Genomic DNA, 22,517 nt, shown 5'->3' on the forward strand with positions numbered 1-22,517 from the left:
TTTTTTCGTCCACAAAATAGGAAAAGGGCATCGTTAAATAAATCAAGATTATACTTGTTCGTAATGATACCTGCTAGTCCATCAATGCCACAGCGCATATCAGTGTGACCACAAACGATGGGTCACCTACCATTTACGAAGTAAATATCTCCTCCACTGGTAGGGAATGAATATGTTTTGAACATTCGAGAAATTAACGAGCATGTTTAGACATCTCCGCTAAAACGGCATGTAAGATATGTTTATCAACTCCATTATAAAACGTCGCTTCAGCTCCATTCATTTTAAGCTGACAGGAAGGGATAGAGCCTTGAGTTTTAGTACGATGTGCTTCAACCAAATTCGATTGATCTAGCTGAACGGGAACAATGATTGGATTCTCTTTCATAAAAAAATTGACCTCCTTTTCTTTGATAGCTTAATTTTAGCTCAAAGTTGGAGGTCAAAATAGACAGGTTTATATTACCCGCTTACCTTAATTCTAAGTCATCCACATAAGACCTACAAAAAAACACCAATGAGCAAAAGGCTCTACTGGTGTTTTTTCGATATTAACGTCCACAACATTTTTTGTATTTTTTACCGCTTTGACATGGGCATGGTTCATTACGTCCAACTTTTGTTGATTTCATTGGATTAATCATTGGGACAACGACTTGATTAGATTGTGCGTCATTTGATGAAGTAGCTTCTTGATCCACTTGACGGAATCCTTTGCTTTCCCATGTGCGTGCATAGTTAAAAGCATCCATTAATAAAATCATTAATGCTTGTCCAACATTGTATGATTCAATTTCAATTCCACGACTTTCAAGTGCCATAAAAGCTAATTTCGCTTGATATTTATAAGTGAAGGCAACAGCCATTTCATGTGCAATTTCACGTGCCACATTTACATCATCACAAATATTTTCAGAAATGAATTTGCAAACTTGTTCTAATTGAGGTGTCCACTCCCCTTGATCTGTACCAAATTGCATAACCTCTTCTTTCGTTGGCATGTAATAAGGTTTATCTTGTTGCATATCATATAACGCAACAGCATCCATCTCTGAATCAATTAATAATACATCGCTTACTAATAATGGACCGAATGATTGAACATCACCTTTGAATGTTAGTTTACAGAATAACACGTTTAATGCTTCTTCTGCTGTTAATTCTGGTCCTTCATATTGATTGAACACTGAAATTAACTGATTGAACTCACAAACTCCATATAAATTTACTAGCGCCTTCATATATAAGTAAACTAAATCAACTCGAACTTTAGCCTCTTCTAAAGCTACTTGATCAATTGCTTGGTAAGCCTCTTTTACCACTTCTGGCATTACATAAACAACCTCTTTACCATTCATAACTGGTAAAACATATCCTAGGCTATATAAAATATGAACGCATCCGCTCATGACTTGATCAACAGATACATACGTTTCATTTGCGAGCATTACAAAATCACTCATCATGACGTCATCTAATCCACAAAGAATATACTCTAAGCGAGCTGAATCTGCTAATGTTGATTTGATACGTTCAATTAATCCACCTTTAGCTAATGATGAACATCCTTTTAAACCATGTGCATCAACGATTGCTTTTAATTCAGGTTTCTTTAATTTATTTAAAATTGTTTCAAAACTCTCATCATAATTACATTTAATCGCATTGGCAATCATCGATTCTTTAATAATATCATTCATATTTTGCATCAGTAATCCCACCTTACAAAAGAAAAGTCAACTCGAAATTTATACTGTACCATATAATAATTCAAATTGCAAAAGAAAATAATATAAAACGCCTCTACATTTCACTCACATTTTGTTGCTTTTCCACGAATTAACCACGAAAAATGTAGAAAAATATATTTTTTAGCTTATAAATTCTCCGTTAAAAATGCAAACTATTCGTATTATACAAAAAAAAAGGAGTGAAATAAATGGCTTTGTTATATTTTTTTGAAATGTTATACACACTTATGAACTATTGGGAGCTATTTTTTCCTAATTTTTCAAATTTATTTTGACTTCCCTTACAAATTATTCCAATATATGATATCCAACTAAAAAATGATCTTTCTTAATCGCTAGACTTTCTCCCCCCAATGTTTCATATTCAACACTTATATTTTAAATTTAATTGCATATATTGTATCAATTCGGTTAATGCAAACAAGGGGGGATATGATGGCGATTTTTTGGTATATTCTAATTGCCTACATTAGTATTTTTATTCATGAAATGGGGCATTATTCATCTGCCTATTTCTTTGGTGTTAAAGCCACTGACGTTATTACAGGCATGGGATTTAAAATTATCTCCTTCAAAACAAAATATACGACCTTTACCTTTAACATTATTCCTGGGGGTGGGGTCACCATCTATCCACAAAGTCAAGAATTAAAGCTCTCTCGATATAAGCAAGTTATCATTTTAGGATCAGGTGTCACCTTCAACTATCTTGCTGCTATTTTGGCCACAACTTTCTATTTTGAAACCTCGCTTTTAAATGGTTTTATGGCCTTTAATGAAATGATTTTCAACTTTATTCAAACCCTTTTCACCCTATTTTCCTTTAACGATATGGTAACTCCACAAGTAGGTATGACCGATTCGCTAGAGCTCATCGCCAACCAATTTACAACCATAAAATTTATTCTCTTCATCTTCATTTTTATGAATCTATTACTCTTTCTCTTTAACCTTCTCCCCATCCCATTCTTTGACGGCGGCCAAATGGTATCACTCTATACTGATCCATTATTATATAAAATCGGTATCTCAGCCAAACAACTCAATTTAATCAAAACAAGCATCAACCAACTCGTAGGTATTCTACTCATCACTATCGCCTGCTTACCAATCATCAATGAAATTCATCTCTACCTCACGCAAAACCATCTCTCCACCCAAGTCATGATTAAGTGGGCACTCATCATTATCGGAACAATTTTGATTAAACGACTTCTCACTTCAATTATTCAGCATTTTAAACTTAATAAATAAAGGTCTGAGCCACTAATTAGCATCAGACCTTTTAATTTTCAACTCATCTTTTTAATCACTTTTGAAAGTGGTGGATATAAAAATAACGTCGCTAAAAATGTGCTTAATCCATTTCCAAGTGACACTTGAAAACCAAGTAACAAACGAATCCAAAGTGCTTTCCATGTCATTCCACTCAGCATCATAAAAGGTAAATCAATTAATGTTCCACATAAAAAGGCTAAAATAAACCCTAAAACTGCTAAAGAGTATTCAGATTTAAATCGTTTCCCAAACACGTGATAAAGCAATGTATAACTAGGAAAGACAAGTAAGTACATAAGTGTCCATAGTTGAATCCCATAAACCATCAATAGTAATAAACAAAATAATAATACAGTCAAAAAAGCATGTTTCTTCGGAAGCGTCACACTATACAATAGCACAGTGAAATTAAAGAGTTCGACATACATGACCATTGAACCACAGCTATAAATGATAAATAAGAGTGTCGCCAATAGCGACACTCTTGTCATTTCTTTCACACTCATTCTTACCAACCCATGTTACTTGTATAACTGAATGTTACCATATCTCCATCGTGAATCATTAAGCTATCAACACCTGGTGCTTGTCCAATTGGCATCTCTAATCCTTGAGAAGGTGATTCATAACTATACATCCACCAAGGGCCTGTTGCTCCATTTTCCTTTGCACTTAATCCTAAAAATCCAGTAATATACAGCCCATACTCAGACTCTTCTGCTTCTAGCTGTAACTCGTCTTTATACTGTACTAAAACGTCACCTAAAGAATCAGCATCTGTTTTTAATACTTTATTCTCTAATAACGTTTCTTTGGTCTCATCATTTAAGATCGTAATCGTAATGGATTTATCTCCCTCTTGTTTGTTCATCGGTGAAATAGTAAATCCAATCACGACAACGGCTACAATCGCTACCAATGCGATTAATGCCTTTTTCACATTCAATTTCATGAAAACTCCTCCTTAATACGATTTTGAGATAAACTCAACTTCATCAACTTCAAATACAGCATTCACTTCAACAGAGAAAGCAAATAATAAATTAGCAATCAAATTAGCAAAATCAATGACCAACTGCGGAACATCTAGCCCGTCTTGCTCTAATAAATATAAATTACGAACAACTTGCTTCGCTTGACATCTTGCAATATGATACCAAGAAGAAACTTCATGCCCTGTCGGATAAACAAAACGATTCAGACGTTCCTTATTTTTTTCCTTTAACGTATGAAGCATGTCTAACCCTTTGTTCAGGTCCTCCTCACTGACGGCTAAGCGACCTCGAATCGATCCATTTAAATGTAAGACCATCTCCATTAACCACCATGTCTCTTCCTTAAGTGGGATGGACAAAGAACAAATCATTCCAAGTGTTGATGATAATGTATCGGTTAACACTTCATGGTCCACTAAACGGCCTTTTTCGTTTAAAAAAGGATACGCAATTAAATCCCAATTTTGACTCATGATTTTATCTCTCCCTACGTTTTATGCATGGCTTTCAATATTATTCCACTTCTCTCTGTTAGTTGCTATCCCATTATAACGAAACCATTAAAAACTAACAACTATGAAAGATAAAAGAATTTTTTAAAATCTCGTATTCTTATTAATAAAATAAACCATAATAAAAATGGTACACTTTCATATCTTCTAATCATGTGATAAGAGACGTCGGTGTCTTAACATCACAATAGATTCTTCCTTGAATAAAGCAGTAAAAAAACACTGAAAATATTCAGTGTTTTTTTATTTGATAAAATATTGCTTTAAACGGACATCATACATCATATAAACAAGGGTCTCCTGATCCAGATAGGTATAGTTTACACTCTTAAATTGATAATCATCCCAATTAGTACTCGGTAAACTAGATGTTGTTAAAAGTGAACTTTGATGCTGACTTTCAATTTCTAATGGACTATATAATGTATAAGTTTCTCCGTCTTCATCTTCAAACGTATACATCACACTTTGGAGATTATAATCTGAATTATTTCTTAAATACGTCTGTAACACGACCTCGTCATTCTCTTTTTTCAGTAACGTAGGCTTCACAAACTCAATCTCTTCTACTTTAATTAATGGATCAATCATTTCTTGTTTAGTTAATTGATTGTAAGTATAAAAATCCCGTCCAACATCGTAGGTCACAACGGTCTCTTGGTAATTATCATCAACCATTTTAATCGTAAAGCGGGTCATTTTAAGATCATCTATCTGTAAACTACTTGGTCCAACACAACGAATCCACCCGCTTATATCATTTGGCTGTAATGTATCTTGCGTCACAATGGTCGTATGACGACCATTTTCTAACTCTACCTCAATCGTTAATCCTTTAATCGTATGCTTAGAATTATTTTTTATTCTTGTTTGATAGATAGCTAAATCACTACCTTCTTCTTGTTCAACAGATGCATCAATAAACTCAATTTCTCCAACACCAACGTAATGTCGGTCCACTTTTCCATCTGGTACCTCCATCTGACAACCACAGAGGCCTAACATGGCTACAAGTAATAACAATAATCTAAATTTTTTCTGTTTCATCTATCTTCATCCCTTTTGACTTTTCTACTATTAAAATGAACTCAAATAGATAAAGTTATACCCCCTGCCCTAATAAAAAAAGCAAGAGCGATTCGCTCTTGCTACCTTATAATAATTTTTTTCCTAAACCACTGTTATATAATCGATACCACTGTTCTCGTGTTAATGTCACCTTCATCGCTTCACAAATCGCCTGTAAGCGAGTAGGCGTCTTCGTTCCAACAATCGGCTGAATTTGTGCAGGATGACGCAATAGCCAAGCGACCATAATCGCTTCACGACTCACTCCATATTCATTAGCATACAACTGAATGAGTTTAATCATCTCTTCATGTTCTGATGACACTTCCTCTTTTGTTAAAGAACCACCTGCTAGCGGTGACCAGGCTTGCAACGTGATTTGATGATGACGACAATATTCCAGTGTTCCTTGACTTCGATAATCTAACGGATTCACTAGTGAATTGACATTCAATCCTTCATCAATTAGATTAGATTGTAATAACGACAGTTCCATCTGATTGGCAACTAACGGTTCATCTAAATAAGACTGTAAGAAGTCAATTTGTGCGCCATTATGATTACTAACTCCAAAATAACGAACCTTCCCACTTTCTTTTAATTTAGAAAAAGCTTTAGCTACCTCTTCTGGCTCCATTAAGGTATCTGGTCGATGTAATAATAAACTATCTAAATAATCAACCTTTAAACGACTTAAAATACCATCAACAGAATGCATAATATGTTCATAACTAAAGTCATAATGCGGAGCCGATCCTTCATACAAATCATTCATTAAACGAATCCCACATTTAGATTGGATAAAAATTGATTCACGGTCTACTAATTTGGCATCCCAAATCGAAGAAAATACTGCTTCGGCTTTTCCACCCTTATAAATATCAGCATGATCAAAGAAATTAATCCCTTGTTCTAATGCCGCCTCAACTGCTTTTATAGCTGCCACTTCATCTGATTTTGTTAGCGGTATCTTAGCATCCCATTCTCCACCTAATCCCATACATCCTAAAGCAATTTGTGAGACCATTAAATCACTTTTTCCTAATTGTATTCTCTTCATAATAAACCCCTTTCCTCATCAACTTAACATCCATTATATCCTATATCAAATGACTATTAAACAAAAATGACAGACGTTTTCACACCTGTCACTTTTATTGCTCTAATTTCCTCAATTATACCTTTAATAAATCATCAAATGATTGTTTTTGTTCTGATAAAATATAGGCATCAATATCTTTTTTGATAAATCGCCATTCACGGCCGACTTTATGGCCTTTTAAACGGCCATCTTTAATCATATTATAAATGGTTTGATGACTAACTCTTAATAACGAAGCCACTTCCGAAAGCGTTAAAATTTCACGATCGTCTTCTTTTGTCACTAATGATTGTGTCCGTTTTTTCGCTCCAGATTCACTAAGCGTTTCACTTAGCTTTTGAAGAACGAGTACATCAGTCGACTCTAGCGTTGTATCACCACAGCAAGGACAAACATAAACGGTAATCCCCTCAATATGTAACTTTAAGTTTCCAAATCCAGACTGTATTGATGTCGTCTTGACCTCTAACTCATGTAAACATTTCTGACAAACTCTTTTCATAGCCTCACTCCCCTTCTCCATTCACTCTCCATTCTTAGTTCACTTCTTCATTCACTCACATGAATGTAATCTAATAACCGGACGACTTACGCTTCCTTGAATTAAGATAAAAACTCCTCTTGATTAGCACTAATTACAAAACATTATAAACTAATTTTTTCCATTTTTGAAGAGTTGTGTCCAGAAAAAATATAAAATTAACACAATAAATAAGTTGACAGTTCATTTTTTTCTTATTCAAAAAAGGTTAAAATCCAGAATAGATTTTAACCTTTTAACTATTTCCAACGTTTTAACGTTTTTAATTGTAAACAAAGTACCTTTTTCGTTAACCACTTTTGAAATTTATTCTCTAGCGATTGATTCACTATTTTTGAAATTTGTTGTTTCATTTCATCCATTGTTAAATTGGGAAGAATAAATTTCCCATTACGATAACATAAATAACAATATTCTTGAGAGAAGGTTCCATTATTTTCGTTCCCTAAAATACGTTCATTTAATGGTAAGCCACAGCTTTGACAAACTTTCTCCATTTTAATTCACTTCCTTCTTGATGAAATTACTACTAGGATTGTTCGCCATGATGTTCATGATGTTCATAATGTTCGTGATTTTCATGATATTCCGGTTGTTGCTCAACTTGATGTTGTTGAAATTGATGTAACTTAGAATCCGATTTATAAGGGACTCGCCCTGAGGGAATCAATTGTGAAGCAGGACCTACATGATAATCTTGATCATCAAAGAAAATATGTGCATTAAAGGCTTTTAAAACTTTATCCTTGGCAACGCCCCCTAAGAAGAACATCTCATCTATTTTACATCCCCATTTGCGTAGCGTTAAAATAACACGTTTATGAGCCGGTGAATTTCTCGCCGTCACAATCGCAATTTTTAGTAGTGAATCATCTTTTTCTTTAATTTTAGAAAGTGTCTTCAATAATTTCGCAAATGGCCCTTCATTCATTGCATTTTCAGCATTTGCATTTTCGTTTTCATAGAAAGCCTCTAATCCTTCTTGTTTATAAATTAATTCAGATTCATCAGAGAACACAACCGCATCTGCATCAAAAGCAATACGGATTTCTTTTTGGTTTGGATGATAATCACGAGGTGCATCATAAACGAGAGCGGCTGCAACTCCTTGATCAATCGCATCTTGAACTTCTTTTTCATTACGAGATAAAAATAGATCAATATTAAATGCCTCTAAATAAGGGTGTTTAGCCTCCCCACCCGTAAAGGCTGCTCGAACAATATCTAATCCATATTCTGAGATACTATTAAAAACACGCAATCCTGTCTCTGGACTATTACTTGATAAAATAATGACCTCCACAATTGGCTCCTCAAACTTCTCATTTAAGCTTAGTAAAGCTTCAACTAACGGAAAAGCTGTCCCCTTTGGTAAGACAGTATTCTCATGCTCAATTTGATAACGTGTATATGCTTCAATTCCATTGTTCTCAAAAATTTGATTTTCATGTTCAAGATCAAATAAAGCACGACTTGAAATTGCCACCACTAACTTATCGCTTAAATCATATGCCACCTTTACTCACCTCTTACACTCATATTTAATATTATCTGTGGATAACTTTATACACTCATTATATATATTTTTTCCCATTTTATCAATATAAGTCAACTGATGTCTAATATAAAAAAGCTGTTGTTTACTCTAAAATCCCCTTCTAAAATAATATAATTAATGTTAACACCTTTCTTTGAAATTAATCAACAATGAACGTTAATCGTATTAAATAGATAAAGCAACCAAAAATTCACCTTGAATACTAAATAAATTATTCCTAAAAGCCCCCATATAAATTCATAAATTAAGTCACTTGATAAGATCATCAATATTAAACAATGTTCATCAAGTGACTCATGATAACGTCACGCCTCACCTATGCTTTCTAATCTTCCATTCAAAAAATGATATGCTACCTTCTAAAGCATGCTTCCTTCAAAAATCAATATTTAAAATACATTCAGAGTTTGGAAGGGGTGATAGTTGTTCCCGCTGCTCTCCTTCAAAATAAATATGAACGTTATATAACTCCATTAAATCAGCGCCCTTTCCAGAGGCGATAAAACAAACTGCATTAATCTTACATTGAGAGTCTTTAAACAACTCCTTTATCCAACGATCCACACTATATGAACGGGTCGTCATTAGTTCAATCGATAAAGATTGTTTATCTTGTTGTTGAATATAACCTAATAGTGGAATCCACTTTCCAAGACCACTATAAGTGACCTGATCTAAAAACAAACGATGATCAAAGGCAATACTTAAGGTTGAAAGCGGGACTTGATTCGAGATTACACCTGCTAAAATTCCCACTGCTTGCGCTTTTGCAACCATAAACTCATCAGCAGAGAAATATACTTCCACTTCTAATGCCTGTAAATAAGAGATTAATGACTCGCCTCCTGTAAAAATAACTTGATCAATATTTAATTGGTGAACAGATAAGCTTTCAAAAACCATCGGGGAAATAGATGGATTATCTGCTGAAAAAATGAAGATTTCAACAATTTGATGATTGAATTTCATTAATTGTTGTAAAAAAGAAAATAAAACTCCCTTTACATAAGTTCCCTCACATACTTCATTCATCTGAAATACAGCACCTAAATCTACTCCAATCTTCAACATCTCCATCTAATTCGCTCCCCTAACATATGTATGACAGTATATGAAGATTCCTCTATCATTTAGAACTTCCCTTAAAGAAAAAAGGCTTCTCTATAGAAGCCCTCTTTTTAATGTTGTTCAAATGTTTCGCAGCTAGCTGTCACATGATTAATTTGAACGTCTTCAGCATAACATTTTTGATGATCATTATGTTTACAATGACAAGCACTACATTTAATATTATTAACACCTGCTTTCTTAGGTGCAGCATTAAATTCTGTCGCAAATTCGGCATCTGCTTTTAAATCTTGATCAGCAAAGCTTTTACATAATGTTTCATCTGTTGTTAATGCATGTGTTCCTCGAACATTGACAACTCCAGCATAGCAATTTCCATTATTATCATTATGTACACAATTATGTGCACCGCATTTGATTGACATAATACAACCTCCGTTTGTGGCAACTATATAGTTTACCTCATGTATTTTCCCCTTTATTGATACAAAATATTCTCCTTTCATGAAGATAAAATTGATACAGAACGATTTTTTCACTTAAAATTTGACTTTTTTTATTTCTATAATCATTTTACTTTTCAAATCAAAAATTGCATGTTAAAATAAAGTCACTTTTATAAGTTAGACCTTATTTGAACGTTTTGTAGGTAGGTAGGTTTAGAAAGTTATAAAAGAAGTATAGGTAGAAGCATTTAACAAAAAAGTTAAATGCTTGGTAGAACAGTAGGAGGAATTGAATATGAGTCAACAAGCAACAACTGCGAAACGTGACGGATTTAGTTCACGTTTCGGAGTAATCGCAGCTGCTGCAGGTTCAGCAGTTGGTCTAGGAAACATTTGGAAGTTTCCGTACATCGTCGGAGAAAACGGTGGATCAGCCTTTATTTTAGTTTATTTAATTTCAATTTTAGCAGTAGGGATTCCCGTTTTATTGGCTGAGTTCATTATTGGACGCCGAGGTCAGGCCAACGCGGTTCGTTCATTTAAAAAGATTGCACCCAACACGAAATGGTCAGCAATTGGATGGATGGGAATTATTAGTGCCTTCATGATTTTAGGGTTCTATACAGTCATTGCAGGATATACCATCCATTATTTCATTTTAACCGTCACTAATTCATTTGCTGGAATGTCAGCAGCACAAATTACTGACACTTTTAATAACTTCTCATCAAGTTCAACCCCAATCATTTATACAGTGATTTTCATTATCTTATCACTTGCTATTTTATTTGGTGGGATCAAAGATGGAATTGAGAAATACACTAAAATATTAATGCCTGGACTTGTTGGAATTATCGCTTTATTAGTTATTCGTGCTATCACATTACCGGGAGCAGGTGAAGGAATTCAGTTCTTATTAAAACCAGATTTCAGTGAATTATCAATGAAGGCTGTTTTAGATGCTTTAGGGCACTCATTCTTCTCACTAAGTGTTGGAATGGGGACGATGTTAACATACGGTTCTTACATTAGTAAAAAAGAAAACTTAACATCCGTAACTTTCTCAATTGCAGCAGCAGATACAATGATTGCTTTACTTGCTGGACTAGCCATCTTCCCAGCTGTATTCGCATTTGGTATTGATCCAACAGCCGGACCTGGTTTAGTCTTCATTACTTTACCAAACGTCTTCTTACAAATGCCTGGCGGAGTTATCTTCGGTGCGTTATTCTTCTTATTATTATTTATTGCAGCTTTAACTTCAGTTGTCTCAATCTTCGAAGTTATCATCGCTTACGTTACGGAAGAATTAAAAGTTAACCGTCGTAAAGCAATGGGATTAACAACATTAGCAGTTATTGTAATCTCAACATTCTGTGCTTTATCACAAATACCAGATTCAGCTTTAGTCTTCAATGGGCATACATTATTTGATTGGATGGATTTATTATCAGCTAACGTATTACTTCCAATTGGTGGATTATTAATCATGATTTTCTTAGGATTTATCATGAAAAAATCTGACATTGAAGATGAATTACAACAAGGATCAAAATCAATTAAAAATACAATGGCTTACATCACAGTAACAAAATTTGTTGCACCTGTCGCTATTGCTATCGTATTCTTAACTGGAATCCAAGCCTTATTTAGCTAAGCAATTCTAAAAACTGTTTCATGATGAAACAGTTTTTTTATGCATTATTTCATATATCTAACATTAATCTTTCAATATACTTTGACATTTTCCGTTCATAATAATTATGAAAACAGTGATTCAATTCATATGAGGAGGTCAATGAACATGAATAATCATCAATTAGTTCAACTTTTAAAACTTACTAATCTATATCTATTTTTTCAAAATTCATCTATATTATTCTCCTCATTTACTAAAAAAATACGTCAAATGATTTTATTTGAAGATGAATAACATAAAAAAGAGAAAGTTTTGGCTTTCTCTTTTTATGTTATTCATGAACAGTAACAACAAGCTTTAATTGTTCTAACTTCCAAAACTCCTCCAACAAAACTTTCTGATGAGGTATTTTTAAATGTTACTAAAATGGTTGCGAATCCATCTTCATCAACCTCTAAATCTCGTAATAATGCGCTCAGAATCTGATAACTTATATCAACTACCTCAGGTATCTTCATTCTCTGTAATATTTCACGGATTAATAATTAATCATTAATTAATATATCGACCGTCCAATCTACGACTTAAAGTAGAGCACCATTTACCTCATAATAAGACATAAAGAAATTCATAGATTCCTCCCTTAATACCTTCATTTCATAGTTAAACATTCCACTCTGCCAATCCTAAAAACACAAAAAGAAAGTTGTCAGCTCTAACAACCTCGCTCTATAAAATTATTAAAAATATTGATTAAAATCTTAGCTAATTGATGCTCATTCAAATAAATCTTAATTAGATTATTTACTGTATCAATTACCCCTCTTGATAAATCCGATAGAATCACTCATCCTCCAAACACTATCTTTCTCAAAAAAATATCCGATTATTTCATGCGATAAAACTCATCTGGCTGACATCCAATTTGACTAATATACAATTTACGAGTAAAAGCTTTTATTTTATCCCAATGTTCTTCTACCATTTTTTCACCAACTGCTTCCAATGCTTTTATATTTTTTGTACTGACATTATCCATAAGAGGACTGACATCAAATTGACTTAAATCTGGTTCAATTCTAAAATACTGATCCCGAATATGCTGACACCGATACAGGACTTTTAATTGGTGATCAACAGTTTGAGAACCTGCTGAACCATAAATATCAATGACAGGGACCACCCATCTCACTTTTCCCCATCTTTTAGATGATTCATACGGATACGTTTTACCTTTAGAACCTGTCCCTAATGACAAAATCATAATATCATCTGGCGACGGTTGAAAAGGAAACTTACAAGCTTCAACATAAGCGCATAACGCAGGATTATTCGCAAACATTCCTCCATCAATTAAGGAGTATGACTCTTCTTTAGACTGATTATTTAACTTAGCAACCGGAAAATAGGTAGGAGCTGCTGTTGAAGCCCGAATCACCTCTCGAACTAAAAAATTTTTATCAACCTCTCGATAAGCATTCATCTGATTAAAAAAAATGGCTTCCCCATGTTCCACATCATACGCTGGAAACAAACAGGGTTTCACCAAATCTTCTAACCGTAAGTCACCAAAATAATCAGCTAACATCTTTTCAAGCTTTTCAGCCTTATATAAAGGACTCGTTAATCCAAAATAATCTATCAGTTGCGTTTTCCATGAGCGTTCAAACATTTCACCTCCATGAGCTAAGTATAAATCTAATACCTCTTTAGCACTATATTTTGAATGAGTACTCCCAAAACCATCTGGACAAAGATACAAGCCTGCTAAGATACTTCCTGTACTCGTTCCAGCAATCAAATCAAAATAATCACTAATTCTTGTATTGGGATTTTGACTATACTCTTGCAACAACTCTTCTATCTTTATCATAATTTTAGCTGGAATAATTCCGCGTATTCCACCTCCATCAATCGATAGCACTCGAATTTTCCTTTTCATCTCTATCCCCCTCCTACTAATTAATATATGAGCATATATACAATATAATAATTAATCATTCCATATCAGATGTGCCTGACTATTTATATCCTTTATTAAACTGGATAGGCGAAAAACTGGCCTTATCTTTTCATCTTAGAAGGATTTTTATTTTTAATAGCATACTAATAGCTTTCTGAACCACAGGCATAGTAAGTGATTGTCAAATATACAAAAAAGAGACTAGCAACTAGTCCCTTATAAAATATCAGGTAATAATTCGATATAAAAATCAGAAAAATCATTTTGTAATGCCTCTTCTAATAAATCCTGAACTTTAGAATACAACCTAACCGATACATAATCATCATTAGGAAGTACATAAATAGAAATCCAAATCTTTCTGCCTGTGCGCACTACATCATACGTTGTTTCATGCAAATGATACGACTTTAGAATGGGTTCACATTTGTCTTTAATTAATACCATTGTTTCCTCTTCAGGAGCCATTAAAAAAATATCTCTCATCGCTGTTAAAACGGCACGAATTGGTAACGGTAAAATAAAACACGACAAAAAAATCGCAATGATTTGATCTAAATAAGGCAACAAAGCATCGAACCAAGGATGACTAACAAATGTAGGAACCAAAAAAGCAACTGACATCCCAAAACTTGCAATCGCATCAATGGACCACTCCATCATTTCTGTTTTCAAAATAGGGGAATTTGAATCTCGATTTAAGCGCCTCAATATTAAGATTACAATCACACTCAAACCTGTTGCAAACAACTCAAAATAAGCAATTTGCGTAAACTGAATATCACGCCCCCCATGAAACATCAACTGTACATTGTTTACGACAAGTGCCACTGTCACAGAAGCTAACACAAACCCTTTAATCGCAATAAACAACGATTCAACTTGCGAATAACCATAAGGTTGTTTTTCACTGACTGGCTTATAAAGTAGTGGAACAAGCTTTAATGAAAATAAGATCATCATCAACTCTGATGCATCATAAATTGAATCCATTAAAACAGCTTGCGACTTTGACAGAATAGCCATCAGAAGCTCCGCTAATACAAATAAAACCCCTGCTCCTAAAGAAATTTTCAAAGCTATTCGTTCTCTCTTCTCTTCTAAGCGCCTATCCATTCTTTCACAACTTTCTTTATGATTTTATATTCTATTATATTAAAGTAAATGAAAAATTACGCATAAAAAAAATGGATACTAATATAAAAACGTTCTTTTAGGCAACTATATCTAATTAAAAAACAACAAAAAAGACATCCCAGTGAGGATATCCTTCATGATATTAAATGGTGCGGGTGACAGGAGTTGAACCTGCACACCAAAGGTACTAGAGCCTAAATCTAGCGCGTCTGCCAATTCCGCCACACCCGCAATTTGATTACTTTTTTATTATATCATCTTTTCACTAAAAAACAAGTATAAAATAAAAAAAATGGTGTCCTGCAGAGGACTCGAACCTCTGACCCTCTGATTAAAAGTCAGATGCTCTACCAACTGAGCTAGCAGGACATCATTGGCTGGGCTAGCTGGATTCGAACCAGCGCATGACGGAGTCAAAGTCCGTTGCCTTACCGCTTGGCTATAGCCCATTGTTTCTTATTGTCTAGCAACACTCGCATAACACTTGTAAAGTTCAATAATGATTCATAACTTTTAGTTATTTTATCATTCTTTTCACTTTCAGCGTGTTATAAACGCTCGCTTATGCTTTTCTTGTTATGGTGGAGGATGACGGGCTCGAACCGCCGACCCTCTGCTTGTAAGGCAGATGCTCTCCCAGCTGAGCTAATCCTCCATATTTTATGGTGCCGGAAACAGGACTTGAACCCGCAACCTACTGATTACAAGTCAGTTGCTCTACCAATTGAGCTATTCCGGCTTTTTTTACATTGTCTAGCAACACTCGCATAACACTTGTAAAGTTCAATAACAATTCATAACCTCTAGTTATTTCATTGTTCTTTCCACTTTCAGCGTGTTATAAACGCTCATTTTTGCTTTTCTTTTAATGGTGACCCGTACGGGATTCGAACCCGTGTATGCATGCGTGAAAGGCATGTGTGTTAAACCGCTTCACCAACGGGCCTTTTCTTTCGTTCGGCTTGGTACACATATATAATATCACGCCTGTCGAATTGTGTCAACAAATTATTCAAACTTTTTGCCGAAATTTTTCTCTTTTTATACTATGAGCAAAAATCATCGCTTTATACAAAAAAAATCTATCTTACGATAGATTTTTTTCACCTTCAATTCCGAGCTCTTTAAGTTTTTCAAAAACAGGTTGAAGTGCAAGTTCTTGATTTCGATAAAAGATACTTCCACGAATATGGATAAAATGCCATCCAGCACGTTCAAGCACGCCTTGACGCTCAAGATCTTGTTCAATCTTTTCAACCCCATAGAACGTATCGCCGTCACACTCAATTGCTAAACGTTGACGCTCTCCTTCAACCACTAAATCCATTTGATACTTTCCAATGGACACCTTGGACTTCACAACATAACCACGAGCTTCAATAGCTTTCATCACATCACGTTCTAGCAACGTTTCACACTCATGACTTACTAACTCATACATCGGTTTTGGATTTTGACAATAAGCTAATAATTCATAACGTAAATCTTCCGCTGATAACTCGCTAATAGAAACCGAATGATATAGACGCATCTGACACTTCGCACGACTAGCTGCAACATTAAAACGTTGCGTGTACATCTTCTTATTTAATGCATTGTAACGCATATTAGGTGCGATAACTAAAGATAAGAACATCACATCACGCTCATCTCCTTGGAACGAATAAGCATCGCCACAAATAATCTGACGCTCAACCATGACCTTCTCCCCAACCGCATCTAATAAGAGTTTCTGAATTAACTTCGCTTGCTCAGCACCAAGTAAAGAAATCACACCCATGCTTTTTCCATCATATATCGGATTTTCAATACAAGCTTTAATATCAGAAACAATTCGCTTCGCCTCATTTAAATTCGTCTTCTTCTCATCCCGAGCACCATCTTCAACATAAATTGCCATCACAGCAGGATTAAACTGTTCAGATAAAACGGGTAATTTAAGCGGAATCATCTCATTATGATAAGCTAACTCATTTGAGAATCCGATAATTTCAGGTACACAACGGAAATGTTCCTTTAACATGAGCTTTCCTTTACTTGAAAAGACGCGGCAAGCAATATCATAAAGAGACGTTTGGAAATCATATGAATTCCCATTTTCAATATTATACAAATATCGACTCATCAAATCTTTAACTGACGCCTCAGAAATCCCCGGCATCATTGGACTAATCTGCTGATCATCTCCAACAATAACCACCTTTTTTCCACGCATTAAAATCGGTAAACTTAACACATTACACTGGCTACTTTCATCAATAATAACCACATCAAATAAATCAGGATTCACCTTAAAATTCTCAATGGCCTCTTTGACCGGCATAATCCAAACTGGAATGGCACTTTGGCACTTCTCCATCTCAACACGAGCCTCACGTCTAAACTTCTGGGCCTGTCGTCCCGTTCCTTTTCCAATTCGATTCATCTTCTGCATCCATGTTTGAAGCGCACGGTCCTCTTCAGGCGTCACACGATCTAACTGATTCTTCCACGTCATTTTAAAAATTAATTGCTTAATCAATGAGATCTCTTCTTTTTCAAGCATCTGCATTTTTAATTCAAGCTCACCATTTTTCCAATCTTCAAGTGAATCTAAAAAAGTCGTTAACTTCGCATAATCAAAAATCTCAGCCAAACTTCCAGGCATCAGCTCCACCATACCAATTGTATTCACTAACTCATTCGCAAATAACGGCATCGCCACCTTTAGTTCATGAAGCAATCCATAAAAGACTTGATATTGCTCTTTAATCTGATTTAATGACTGGATTTTTCCTAATATTTCAGCAAATAACTCTAAATCTTTATTCACTAAAGCATTATAAAGCTCCTGACCAACTGAATGAAGTTGTTCACCGATAAGTAGTGGCTTATATTTACTTAAAAGAACTTGATAAACCTCTTGCCACCCTTTTTGTCTTATTTTATTTTGCGTCAATTCAATCGAATAAGATAACGCCTTTAAATCAGATAAATTTTCATAACCAATTTTTTTATACCCTTGAACAATTGGTGATAAAAAGTCATTTAATTGCTGAATTTCTTCAAGGCATTCCATAATAATACTAAATTGCTTCATCTTTTGATTATGAGCAAACAATACCTGACTTTCATTACCATCAATAAACTCACCACCATTAGGTGCCATATTCTTATTCCAAATCTTTGCAAACTTAGCTAACAATTCGAGCTTTTGTCTTTGGGATTCAATGCGATTTAAATCATCTAACGTTGAAAGTTTTTGACCATTAATACGCGTATTTTCATAAAAGGCACGAATATCAGAATTAAATGTTAAATAAAGTCCTCCAATCCCTTTACCCGCTTGAAGACGTTCTTTCAAAGAAGTAATGATACTTTCATACTTTGGATGATCATAGTAATCACACTCAACCACATCATTAACAATCAATACTTCTATTTCATTGACTTTCATAATGATATCTTTTAGACGATTAAAGACAGTCTCCCAAATCAATGATCGTTCTTCATTTAACAAGCATTCCTCAAGTATCCGTTGTTCCAGTGGATCTTGTAGCTTCTCAAGCTTTTGACATAATGGTTCTAGTTGACGTCCAAGTTCATCAATAAACGTACGATTCTCTTCAAACTCGTATAGCTTTGGCATCAACTTAAGCTCTTGAATTCGCGTCGAGTAACACTGCTCTTCACTTAATAACTTGCGATACTCCTCAACGCTCATTAAACGACTTAACGCTGGTAACTTTAATTGAGCTAAATCTTTATGCTGTGCAGGAAGCATCCCTTTTAACTCCCACAACGTCACAAACTGATCTTCAGTTAGTGGAGACACTGCATCCATTGAGACTTTATCCTTAACCCAGCCAAATCGGTCCACCTGTTCTGCCACTAATTGCGCCATCTCATAAGGTTGACAAATCTTATCCTTCCAAACTTGACCTTTTGAATCTAATTCCTTGAAACGAACAATATTATTCTTTGTAATACTCATCTGGCGTCGTACCATATCTAACTGGCGACTCAACACTTGAATCTCTTTATCTAAAAGCTTTGTATCATAGGTCGCTAATCCTTCAGAAATCATTCGAATTGATTGCTCAATCTGCGCAAGTGATTGACGATCTCCACCTAAAAACGACACACACAACGATTGAATTTCTTCCGGTAACTTATCAATTAACACACGTAATGCCTTATCTTTCTCACTTGTCACCAATACACGCTTTCCATGCGCTAATAAATGAGCAATCAAATTAACAATCGTATGACTTTTCCCGGTTCCTGGAGGGCCTTGTACTGTTACGGCAACATTATTTGCTAAACGTCTAGCAATATCCTTTTGCTCTTCATTCGCAGGAAGTGGAAATAATAATTGTTCTCCAATGCCTACCCAATCCTTTAATTCATCCTGTGATTGCCTCAATCCATCTACATCAATAATTGCTTGAATCGTTTTTGGAATTCTTCCACCTTCTTCAAGATACTCAATCGTCGACTGTAAATCCTCTTTTAATAAGGCTTCTGAACGCTTTCGAATGAAAATCACACTCTGTTGCTTAACCATTGGAAACTTACTAACAGGTTCTACCTCATCTTTTCCTAAATACAATCCATTTGGATGCATATAATGAATCAATTGACGTAAAATTCCCTCCGACTCCTCAATATCAAACGGAGAGATCATCGATCCAGACACAGCTTCCTTCAGTTGCATGATTTCCTGCTGATTCGCAAACTCAACACCGGCTAAAACTTCTAAATCTAATTGATATCCTCTCGTGCTCGGCAATAACTTCGCCACACCTCTTTCGGCATCAAAATCTAACTCCAATTTCATAACGAGCATCGGGTGATGAATTGGATATTTTAATTGATAAGATAACACACCAATTCCCATCATAATTTCAAGAGATTGCTCTTCTGATTTCATCATCTGTCTCAGTTGGAAAAAGTAATCATACATTTTTTGAATCTGGCGTTTACGCTTTTGATTAAGAGCCCATTCTTTCCACTCTTCAATCCACGTCTCATACATCTTTAAACAATACTTCATATGAAGCGGTAAATCTTTCATTTTGTCGAGCGCTTCATTAACCTCAATAAACATCTCAGAATGTTGGATTAAAAATCTTTCCCATTGCGTTAACTCAATCTTCCCCTGATGAACATGACTCACCTTTTTTTGAAGCTGTTCCCAGTTTTGATTCATAATTTCTTCTAATTCAACACCCGAGCAAATCACACTTCCATCCTTAGTATAGTCAAATTGTAATAATTCAAAAATTCTCCCTAATTTATGATCAAAAATTGGATAATCATTTTTAAAGACTTGTTGGTGCACCTCAAGATAAGCATCTGCATCAACACCATCTCCTCCTAAAAAACATCCATCCCCAAGTGGTAACTCATCTAGCATCCAAGACTTTTCATACTGCTTCAACTCACGAATCGGTTGACTTGTTAAATGGCGGAGTGCTAATAGATATTCAAATAACTGCTTTACCTTCTTGTCCAAAATTTTCACTCCTTTAACTCACACTTTTCTTCATTATATCACGAAAAGCAACAATCTCCGCACCTATATATACATACATATTCCGACAAAATCTAAAAAAGGTGACCAGTCAAAGACTAGACACCATTTTTAGAACCTTCATTTACCATATATACCCCTTGTAGCTGTTCCATAACACCATGATCCTTCGTTGAAAGACGCATACTTCCTATCACAACAATTATTAAAAAAGAAAGAACTAGAAAAAGAAACATTAAATACTTGAACCACGATCTACGTTTCTTATTATCATAATCTTTATATATATCACAATCTACAACCTCATCACCCACATAATCAATCACAACGCCAGCTTCCTTTAACTCTTCCTTATTAAGTTCTTCATAAACTAAAGAATCACTATAACAACTAATAGGAGTAATATTATTCTTTTCCATAATAATCCCTCCTCCTACTAACTATTATATTAAAAAGACCAAAAAACGACACAAAAAAGGGGCATTCTCACGAACCACCCCTTTTAAATTATTTTGCCACGCTACCTGCAATATTTAAAACATCCCATGTTCTTGCGAATGGTGGTGCATAGCATAAATCTAACATCGCTAATTGATCAGTGGTTAACCCAGCAAAAATAGCTGTAGCTAAGACGTTAACACGTTGAACAGCATCTTTACGTCCAACAATTTGTCCACCTAAGATAACTTTTGTGTCAGCATTATAGATTAATTTAACATTAATTTTTGATTGCCCTGGATAATAAGACGTTTGATTCATATCTGTAATGAATACAGTCTTATAATTAATTCCTAGATTCATGGCTTCTTGTTCAGATAATCCTGTACGCCCAGCCTCTAAATTCATCACTTTTAAACAAGCTGAAGCTAAAGATCCATTGAATGTATGATGAGCACCTGCTAAGTTTTCACCAATAATACGGCCCATTTTATTTGCGACAGTGGCTAAAGGAATATATGCAGGTTCAGGTTTTAAAATATGATTAATACTTGCACAATCACCAGCAGCATAAATATCTTCAATAGAAGTACGACCTTCATGATCAATCACTAACGCACCATTACGTAACATCTCAATTTTAGTATCTTTTAAGAAGCTCGTATTTGGACGAACACCAGCCGTTAAAACAACAATATCAACGTCAAATGTTTCATCATTTGTTTTAATTTGAGTGACTGCCTGATCTCCCACTAACTCAGTAACCGTTTGTGATAAATGTAAGTGAACATCATGTGTACGTAACTCTTCTTCTAATAAATCTGTAATTTCTTTATCAAATGTATCCACTAAAACACGATCATTTAATTGGAAAACATGAACCTCTTTTCCATATTGTTTAGCAGCTTCGACTACTTCTAATCCAATAAACCCGGCTCCAACAATTGCTACACGTTTTAATGCTTCATTTTGCATAGCATGTTTTAAAGCTTCTCCATCCTCCATGCTCTTTAACGTATACACATGTTTTAAATCCACATTATTGATTGGAGGAATAATCGCACTAGCACCAGTAGCAATCATTAACTTATCATATGTATCTGTGAATGTCTCACCAGTTAATAAATTTTTAACCGTGATACATTTATTATCGGTATCCACATTAAGTACTTCATGTTCAATATTAACTGTAATTCCAGATGCATTAAATTGTTCAACCGTTCTAGCAATCATCTTTTGTGAATCTTCAAAGAAGTTTCCAACAAAATACGGTAAACCACATGCACCAAATGAAACATGTCTAGACTTTTCATATACTGTGATTTGTGCTTCTTTATTGGCACGTTTTAATTTGGCTGCTGCACTCATTCCTGCAGCAACACCACCTACAATAATTACTTTCATAATAAACCTCCTTAGGTTAGAAAATTTCATCATAGCTTATAATCTATCCATATGAAATGTAGCAAAAAAAAACACCCCGAAGGATGTTAATAATCATATTGG

21 protein-coding genes and 6 tRNA genes are annotated in these 22,517 nt (G+C 34.7%); 2 read left to right on the top strand and 25 right to left on the bottom strand.

The window, feature by feature from the left end; translation table 11 throughout:
• The 3 genes from tnpB to NEH74_RS12330 form a co-directional block, all read right to left on the bottom strand.
• A partial coding sequence (gene tnpB, locus NEH74_RS13735; protein ID WP_411040614.1) for an IS66 family insertion sequence element accessory protein TnpB occupies window positions 1-119 on the bottom strand: 119 nt, incomplete at its 3' end.
• 74 nt (window positions 120-193) lie between these two features.
• Entirely contained in the window at window positions 194-388 is a 195-nt protein-coding gene (locus NEH74_RS12325) for a hypothetical protein (RefSeq protein ID WP_055276830.1), read from the bottom strand.
• A gap of 163 nt (window positions 389-551) precedes the next feature.
• On the bottom strand, window positions 552-1,709 hold the full coding sequence (locus tag NEH74_RS12330) for a YecA family protein (protein ID WP_055305864.1): 1,158 nt from the start codon (window positions 1,707-1,709) through the stop codon (window positions 552-554).
• A gap of 477 nt (window positions 1,710-2,186) precedes the next feature.
• On the opposite strand from NEH74_RS12330, the gene NEH74_RS12335 reads away from it, so the two are divergent.
• Window positions 2,187-3,005: a site-2 protease family protein gene (locus tag NEH74_RS12335; protein ID WP_055305863.1), complete on the top strand. Its 819-nt coding sequence runs from the start codon at window positions 2,187-2,189 to the stop codon at window positions 3,003-3,005.
• Window positions 3,006-3,043: 38 nt separating this feature from the next.
• Here the strand turns inward: NEH74_RS12335 and NEH74_RS12340 are convergent, their stop codons facing one another.
• The 10 genes from NEH74_RS12340 to NEH74_RS12385 all read right to left on the bottom strand — a co-directional run bounded on the left by NEH74_RS12340 (window position 3,044) and on the right by NEH74_RS12385 (window position 10,298).
• Window positions 3,044-3,535, bottom strand: a complete 492-nt coding sequence (locus tag NEH74_RS12340; RefSeq protein WP_055245175.1) for a hypothetical protein — start codon at window positions 3,533-3,535, stop codon at window positions 3,044-3,046.
• 2 nt (window positions 3,536-3,537) lie between these two features.
• Entirely contained in the window at window positions 3,538-3,981 is a 444-nt protein-coding gene (locus tag NEH74_RS12345) for a DUF4430 domain-containing protein (protein ID WP_055245177.1), read from the bottom strand.
• A gap of 12 nt (window positions 3,982-3,993) precedes the next feature.
• Window positions 3,994-4,497 (bottom strand): ATP:cob(I)alamin adenosyltransferase, encoded by a 504-nt coding sequence (locus NEH74_RS12350; RefSeq protein WP_055274740.1) that lies wholly within the window; start codon window positions 4,495-4,497, stop codon window positions 3,994-3,996.
• A gap of 282 nt (window positions 4,498-4,779) precedes the next feature.
• Window positions 4,780-5,583, bottom strand: coding sequence for a hypothetical protein (locus tag NEH74_RS12355; protein WP_055305862.1), 804 nt, complete (start codon window positions 5,581-5,583; stop codon window positions 4,780-4,782).
• A gap of 106 nt (window positions 5,584-5,689) precedes the next feature.
• Window positions 5,690-6,664 carry an aldo/keto reductase family oxidoreductase gene (locus tag NEH74_RS12360; RefSeq protein ID WP_055274737.1) on the bottom strand — a complete coding sequence of 325 codons (975 nt, stop codon included), beginning with the start codon at window positions 6,662-6,664 and terminating at the stop codon, window positions 5,690-5,692.
• 115 nt (window positions 6,665-6,779) lie between these two features.
• Window positions 6,780-7,208, bottom strand: a complete 429-nt coding sequence (locus NEH74_RS12365) for a helix-turn-helix domain-containing protein (RefSeq protein ID WP_055275027.1) — start codon at window positions 7,206-7,208, stop codon at window positions 6,780-6,782.
• A 278-nt stretch (window positions 7,209-7,486) separates the two neighbouring features.
• Window positions 7,487-7,744, bottom strand: a complete 258-nt coding sequence (locus NEH74_RS12370; protein ID WP_055245044.1) for a zinc ribbon domain-containing protein — start codon at window positions 7,742-7,744, stop codon at window positions 7,487-7,489.
• Between the two features lie 32 nt (window positions 7,745-7,776).
• On the bottom strand, window positions 7,777-8,763 hold the full coding sequence (locus tag NEH74_RS12375) for a 5'-nucleotidase (RefSeq protein ID WP_055274736.1): 987 nt from the start codon (window positions 8,761-8,763) through the stop codon (window positions 7,777-7,779).
• Window positions 8,764-9,180: 417 nt separating this feature from the next.
• Complete coding sequence (locus NEH74_RS12380) at window positions 9,181-9,882, bottom strand: 5'-nucleotidase (protein WP_055245048.1); 702 nt, start codon at window positions 9,880-9,882, stop codon at window positions 9,181-9,183.
• A 101-nt stretch (window positions 9,883-9,983) separates the two neighbouring features.
• A complete protein-coding gene (locus tag NEH74_RS12385) occupies window positions 9,984-10,298 on the bottom strand; it encodes a DUF1540 domain-containing protein (protein WP_055245049.1) in 315 nt (104 codons plus the stop codon).
• Between the two features lie 316 nt (window positions 10,299-10,614).
• Here NEH74_RS12385 and NEH74_RS12390 point away from each other — a divergent pair, with 316 nt between their 5' ends.
• Window positions 10,615-11,976: a sodium-dependent transporter gene (locus NEH74_RS12390; protein ID WP_262941425.1), complete on the top strand. Its 1,362-nt coding sequence runs from the start codon at window positions 10,615-10,617 to the stop codon at window positions 11,974-11,976.
• A 317-nt stretch (window positions 11,977-12,293) separates the two neighbouring features.
• On the opposite strand, the gene NEH74_RS12395 is transcribed toward NEH74_RS12390, so the two are convergent.
• The 12 genes from NEH74_RS12395 to NEH74_RS12450 all read right to left on the bottom strand — a co-directional run bounded on the left by NEH74_RS12395 (window position 12,294) and on the right by NEH74_RS12450 (window position 22,415).
• Complete coding sequence (locus NEH74_RS12395) at window positions 12,294-12,476, bottom strand: hypothetical protein (protein ID WP_055245052.1); 183 nt, start codon at window positions 12,474-12,476, stop codon at window positions 12,294-12,296.
• 368 nt (window positions 12,477-12,844) lie between these two features.
• Window positions 12,845-13,900 carry a patatin-like phospholipase family protein gene (locus tag NEH74_RS12400; RefSeq protein WP_055305860.1) on the bottom strand — a complete coding sequence of 352 codons (1,056 nt, stop codon included), beginning with the start codon at window positions 13,898-13,900 and terminating at the stop codon, window positions 12,845-12,847.
• Between the two features lie 237 nt (window positions 13,901-14,137).
• The gene (locus tag NEH74_RS12405) at window positions 14,138-15,037 is read right to left on the bottom strand and encodes a cation diffusion facilitator family transporter (protein WP_055245056.1); all 900 of its coding nucleotides are present in this window, start codon (window positions 15,035-15,037) and stop codon (window positions 14,138-14,140) included.
• A gap of 168 nt (window positions 15,038-15,205) precedes the next feature.
• Window positions 15,206-15,289: transfer RNA gene (locus tag NEH74_RS12410), tRNA-Leu, on the bottom strand.
• Between the two features lie 62 nt (window positions 15,290-15,351).
• Window positions 15,352-15,427, bottom strand: a tRNA-Lys gene (locus NEH74_RS12415).
• Between the two features lie 5 nt (window positions 15,428-15,432).
• Window positions 15,433-15,507 (bottom strand) — tRNA-Gln (locus tag NEH74_RS12420).
• A 130-nt stretch (window positions 15,508-15,637) separates the two neighbouring features.
• Window positions 15,638-15,713, bottom strand: a tRNA-Val gene (locus tag NEH74_RS12425).
• A gap of 8 nt (window positions 15,714-15,721) precedes the next feature.
• Window positions 15,722-15,797 (bottom strand) — tRNA-Thr (locus tag NEH74_RS12430).
• Between the two features lie 130 nt (window positions 15,798-15,927).
• A tRNA-Glu gene (locus NEH74_RS12435) sits at window positions 15,928-16,004 on the bottom strand.
• Between the two features lie 141 nt (window positions 16,005-16,145).
• Entirely contained in the window at window positions 16,146-20,555 is a 4,410-nt protein-coding gene (locus tag NEH74_RS12440) for an AAA domain-containing protein (RefSeq protein WP_262941426.1), read from the bottom strand.
• A 116-nt stretch (window positions 20,556-20,671) separates the two neighbouring features.
• Entirely contained in the window at window positions 20,672-20,992 is a 321-nt protein-coding gene (locus NEH74_RS12445; RefSeq protein ID WP_055245206.1) for a hypothetical protein, read from the bottom strand.
• 88 nt (window positions 20,993-21,080) lie between these two features.
• Window positions 21,081-22,415, bottom strand: coding sequence for a CoA-disulfide reductase (locus tag NEH74_RS12450; protein WP_055245305.1), 1,335 nt, complete (start codon window positions 22,413-22,415; stop codon window positions 21,081-21,083).
• Window positions 22,416-22,517 lie beyond the last annotated feature (102 nt).

It is taken from the genome of Turicibacter sp. GALT-G1 (assembly GCF_025594995.1).
In the GTDB taxonomy this organism is placed as follows: Bacteria; Bacillota_I; Bacilli_A; order MOL361; family Turicibacteraceae; genus Turicibacter; species Turicibacter bilis.

What these genes read in the sequence shown, in the direction of transcription:
- NEH74_RS12345 (WP_055245177.1), bottom strand. Translation starts at nt 3,981, where the DNA reads ATGAAATTGAATGTGAAAAAGGCATTAATCGCATTGGTAGCGATTGTA.
- NEH74_RS12370 (WP_055245044.1), bottom strand. Translation starts at nt 7,744, where the DNA reads ATGGAGAAAGTTTGTCAAAGCTGTGGCTTACCATTAAATGAACGTATT.
- NEH74_RS12390 (WP_262941425.1), top strand. Translation starts at nt 10,615, where the DNA reads ATGAGTCAACAAGCAACAACTGCGAAACGTGACGGATTTAGTTCACGT.
- NEH74_RS12400 (WP_055305860.1), bottom strand. Translation starts at nt 13,900, where the DNA reads ATGAAAAGGAAAATTCGAGTGCTATCGATTGATGGAGGTGGAATACGC.
- NEH74_RS12330 (WP_055305864.1), bottom strand. Translation starts at nt 1,709, where the DNA reads ATGCAAAATATGAATGATATTATTAAAGAATCGATGATTGCCAATGCG.
- NEH74_RS12365 (WP_055275027.1), bottom strand. Translation starts at nt 7,208, where the DNA reads ATGAAAAGAGTTTGTCAGAAATGTTTACATGAGTTAGAGGTCAAGACG.
- NEH74_RS12325 (WP_055276830.1), bottom strand. Translation starts at nt 388, where the DNA reads ATGAAAGAGAATCCAATCATTGTTCCCGTTCAGCTAGATCAATCGAAT.
- NEH74_RS12355 (WP_055305862.1), bottom strand. Translation starts at nt 5,583, where the DNA reads ATGAAACAGAAAAAATTTAGATTATTGTTATTACTTGTAGCCATGTTA.
- NEH74_RS12340 (WP_055245175.1), bottom strand. Translation starts at nt 3,535, where the DNA reads ATGAGTGTGAAAGAAATGACAAGAGTGTCGCTATTGGCGACACTCTTA.
- NEH74_RS12405 (WP_055245056.1), bottom strand. Translation starts at nt 15,037, where the DNA reads ATGGATAGGCGCTTAGAAGAGAAGAGAGAACGAATAGCTTTGAAAATT.
- NEH74_RS12335 (WP_055305863.1), top strand. Translation starts at nt 2,187, where the DNA reads ATGGCGATTTTTTGGTATATTCTAATTGCCTACATTAGTATTTTTATT.
- NEH74_RS12395 (WP_055245052.1), bottom strand. Translation starts at nt 12,476, where the DNA reads ATGAAGATACCTGAGGTAGTTGATATAAGTTATCAGATTCTGAGCGCA.
- NEH74_RS12445 (WP_055245206.1), bottom strand. Translation starts at nt 20,992, where the DNA reads ATGGAAAAGAATAATATTACTCCTATTAGTTGTTATAGTGATTCTTTA.
- NEH74_RS12380 (WP_055245048.1), bottom strand. Translation starts at nt 9,882, where the DNA reads ATGGAGATGTTGAAGATTGGAGTAGATTTAGGTGCTGTATTTCAGATG.
- NEH74_RS12350 (WP_055274740.1), bottom strand. Translation starts at nt 4,497, where the DNA reads ATGAGTCAAAATTGGGATTTAATTGCGTATCCTTTTTTAAACGAAAAA.
- NEH74_RS12450 (WP_055245305.1), bottom strand. Translation starts at nt 22,415, where the DNA reads ATGAAAGTAATTATTGTAGGTGGTGTTGCTGCAGGAATGAGTGCAGCA.
- NEH74_RS12385 (WP_055245049.1), bottom strand. Translation starts at nt 10,298, where the DNA reads ATGTCAATCAAATGCGGTGCACATAATTGTGTACATAATGATAATAAT.
- NEH74_RS12360 (WP_055274737.1), bottom strand. Translation starts at nt 6,664, where the DNA reads ATGAAGAGAATACAATTAGGAAAAAGTGATTTAATGGTCTCACAAATT.